General features: G+C 71.8%; 2 protein-coding genes. Both read right to left on the bottom strand.

What is annotated here, in order from left to right; genetic code table 11:
• Positions 1–247 precede the first annotated feature (247 nt).
• Positions 248–2845, bottom strand: coding sequence for an MFS transporter (locus CCN72_RS35655; protein WP_086812523.1), 2598 nt, complete (start codon positions 2843–2845; stop codon positions 248–250).
• Positions 2842–3510, bottom strand: a complete 669-nt coding sequence (locus tag CCN72_RS35650; protein WP_402145635.1) for a MarR family winged helix-turn-helix transcriptional regulator — start codon at positions 3508–3510, stop codon at positions 2842–2844. The genes CCN72_RS35655 and CCN72_RS35650 overlap by 4 nt, the downstream gene beginning before the upstream one ends.
• Between the last annotated feature and the right edge of the window lie 426 nt (positions 3511–3936).

The following is a 3936-nucleotide window of genomic DNA, read 5'->3' as shown; positions in this document are numbered from 1 at the left end:
CACCTGCGCCCCCGACCTGCCGCCCGCCACCGCCGGCGTTCAGGCCTTGGCCGACTGGATCACCGCCCACACCGACTGGTGACCGCGGCACCCGCCCCTCCACCTCACCGCCGGCCGCACCTTCCCGTTGCGCCCGGAAGGCACGGCGTGGCGCCGGCCCGACGAGGGACCCGCATATGACACCAGGGCCCGCGATCCGGTGGATCGCGGGCCCTGGTCGGGTTCCCCTGGGGGTGCTTCGCCCTCGCTACTTGGCGGTGTCCTCGTGGGACAGTTCGAGGTCGAAGTCCGTGGTGCCGCCGGCGTCCACGCGGACGGAGGTGGCGACCGGGGCGTACCCGCTGGCGATGACGGTGTACTCACCGAGGTCGAGGTCGGTGAACCCGTAGGCGCCGTCCGCGCCGGTGGTCGCGGTGCCGAGCACATTGCCGGCCGCGTCCAGCAGCGTCACCTTGGCATCGCCGAGCGGCCCGCCGGTGGCGGCGCTGATGACGCCGTGCAGCTGGGCACCGGATTCGAGACGGATCTCGCAGGGCTCGGCCGCACCCGGGGTGACCTCGACGGGGACGGCGGCCGGACGGTAGCCCGGCGCGTTCACGGCGAGGGTGTAGCTGCCCGGGACCAGGTCCACCAGCGAGAAGCCACCGTCGGCGGCGGAGGTCGCGGAGGTCACGACCTCACCGCGCAGATCGGTCGCGACCAGCAGGGCGCCCGGCAGCGGGTTCCCGTGGGCCGCGTCCCGGACGGAGCCGGCGAGCGCGGCGCTGCTGCCGCCGAGGACGAGATCGCAGACCACCGGCTCGTCGCCGACCAGCACGGTGACGGCCTGCGGCTGACGGGCACCGGCGGCGCCGATCAGCACATACGTGCCGGCGCCGGGCACCGACACCGTGTAGGTGCCGTCCACTTCGCTGACCGCGCGGTCGAGCTGCCGGCCGCGGACGTCGATCAGGGTGATCGCAGCCTGCGGAACCGGGGCGTCCGCGCCGTCGAGGACCCGGCCGCGGACGAGCCGTCCCGTGGCGGGCACGGATGCGACCGCCACCGGGGCGTCCTCGACGAGCGGGACGGCGGGCGCCTGGCCGCTGTCGGCCGCCACGGCGTTGACCTGGGCGTCCTTCACATCGGCGGCCTCGGCCTGCGTGCCGTTCGCCTCGGCGGCGCGTGCCTCCAGGCCCGAGACCTTGCGCAGCGGCACCTCCTTGGTCCACACCGCGACCAGGAAGCCGAGCACCATGATGGCCGCGGCGCACAGGAACACCACGTGCATGGCGTCGGTGAAGCCCTCCTTGAAGGGCTGGGCCAGCCGCGGGTCGAGCTGCTGGATGAAGGACGAGTCGTCCAGCACACCCGAGCCGCCGCCGCTCGCCGCGGGGTGCTTGAGCATGTCCAGCACGGGCGCGTTCGCCGGGTTGGCGCGCACCGCCGGGTCGTGCAGGGCGGCCTGGAACGCGGGCGTCTGCGCGGCCGACCGGAACGCGGAGCTGATCTTGTCGCCGACGGTGCTGAACAGCACTGACAGGAAGATCGCCGTACCGGCGGTGCCGCCCATCTGCCGGAAGAAGGTGGCCGACGCGGTGGCGACGCCCATGTCCTTGGGCTCGACGGAGTTCTGCACCGCCAGGGTCAGGATCTGCATACAGCCACTGAGGCCGAGGCCGAACAGCGCCATGTAGGCCATGGTCTCCGGCAGCGGGCTGTCCCACTGGACCCGGTAGTGGAACAGCAGCATGGCGGCGATCAGCAGGACCGTGCCGATGATCGGGAAGATCTTGTACTTGCCGGTCTTGGAGATGATCCGGCCGACCACCATGGTGCCGGCGATCATGCCCACCATCAGCGGCAGCATCAGCAGGCCCGACTTGGTGGGGCTGACGCCCTTCACGATCTGGAGGTACAGCGGGACCATCATCATCCCGCCGAACATGCCCATACCGATGAGCACGGACAGCAGGCTCATCTTGCTGAACACGGAGCTGCGGAACAGGCGCATCGGGATCAGCGCCTCGTCGCCCATGGCCCGCTCCACGAAGACCCAGGCCAGCAGGCCGACCAAGCCGACGGCGTAGCAGACGTACGACTTGCTGGAGGCCCAGCCCCAGGTCTGGCCCTGCTCGGCCACCAGCAGCAGCGGCACCACGCCGATGGCGATGGTGAGCGCGCCCCACCAGTCGATGCGGTGCTCGCGCCGGGTGTGCGGAAGGTTCAGCACCTTGGCGACGACGAAGAGCGCGATGATGCCGACCGGGACGTTGACGAGGAACACCCAGCGCCAGCCCGCGATGGCCAGGATGCTGCTGCGACCGGCCAGGAAGCCGCCGATCAGCGGGCCGAGGACGCTGGAGGAGCCGAACATGGCGAGCATGTAGCCCTGGTACCGGGCGCGCTCGCGGGGCGGCACGATGTCACCGATGATCGCGAGCGCCAGCGACATCAGACCGCCGGCGCCGATGCCCTGGAAGGCGCGGAAGGCCGACAGCTCGTTCATCGAGGTGGCGAAGGAGCAGGCCGCCGAGCCGGCGATGAAGATCGTGATGGCCGCGAGGAAGAAGGGTTTGCGGCCGTAGAGGTCGGAGAGCTTGCCGTACAGCGGGGTGCTGATGGTCGAGGTGATCAGGTAGGCGGTGGTGACCCACGCCTGCGCGCTGAGTCCGTGCAGATCGTCCGCGATGGTGCGGATCGAGGTGCTGACGATGGTCTGGTCGAGGGCGGCGAGGAACATGCCCAGCATGAGACCGCTGAGGATCGTCATGATCTGGCGGTGCGTCAGCCGGCCGGCCGGTGGCGGCGGCGACGCGGATATCGCTGATGTTCCCCCGCGGGCCGGGGACGCGGACATGGTCATGCGTGCAGATCTCCTTGCCTCGCCTCGCCCACCGGGTGCTGCCCGGTTCCGAGGCTCGTGTACGTGCTGTCCACCAGGTCGTCGTTGAGGCGCTTCAGCAGACGGGTGAGAAGGGTGCGGTCCTCGGTCGGCCACGGTTCGAGGAGCCGGGTCAGTTCCGCCTCGCGGCGGCGTACGGCGCTCTGGTACGCGGCGCGACCGGCCTCGGTCGCGCTGAGCAGCGAGCCGCGCCGGTCCTCCGGGTCCGGGTGGCGTTCCACCAGTCCCCGGTCCACCAGCGAGCGCACCTGCCGGCTGACCGTCGACAGGTCGAGGAAGACGTCCGCCGCCAGGTCGGTCGCGCGGCGCCTGCCGCAGGTCACCAGCCGGGCGAGCAGCACGCGGTCGGCGGCCCCGCACTCGAATCCGGCGCGCTGGGTCCAGGCGGCGAAGAGCCGCATGAGGCGGACCATCTCGGCGCCCAGGCCCGACGCGGCGGCCTCCGCGCTCACCGCCTCGGCGCCCACGATCTCCGCGATCGCGGTCGTTGTCGCGGCCGCGGCGTACGTCGCCCCGGCGGACGGCGCGTCGTCCGTGCGCGCGTCCTCCGCCCGTACGGCATCCGCCTCTACGGCGTCCATCCGTACGGCGCCCTCATGGCCTCTGCGGCTCTCTGTGCCGATCATCACTCACATTCCGTTGCTTGCGGCTACCAAGTGAGTGTAGGGCCTGGCCGACGCCACCTGTACGCCAGTGTCCGGTCACGCTTCGGCAATACGACGGCCGGCGCGGTGGGGGGAGCAGGGTACCCGGCCAGGCTGTGTGCCCTGACCGCGCGCGCCGCCGGCCGGGCATCGCGGTACGGCCCCCTGCCGGGCGGAACGCGCTCCAGGGTGACCGCTGCGGCGCCCCGCCCATGGGGCACGGGAGGCGCCGCAGCGGTCACCCTGGGTGGGGGCCGCGGTCCGGGTCGGGCCGGGTGCGGAGGGTGCGCGAGGGGTCGAACATCTGTTGCTCCTCGTTCCCGGAACGTTCACCTCACCTCACTGCAAGGGTCTTCGGCACCCGCCTACGGTCCTTGCGGTCTGGCCTGGTCGGGCCGAACGGGGCCG

This window comes from Streptomyces murinus, from assembly GCF_002154555.1.
Taxonomy (GTDB): domain Bacteria; phylum Actinomycetota; class Actinomycetes; order Streptomycetales; family Streptomycetaceae; genus Streptomyces; species Streptomyces murinus.
The sequence above is the reverse complement of the archived record's forward strand: the minus strand, read 5'-3'. Positions and strand labels throughout refer to the sequence as shown.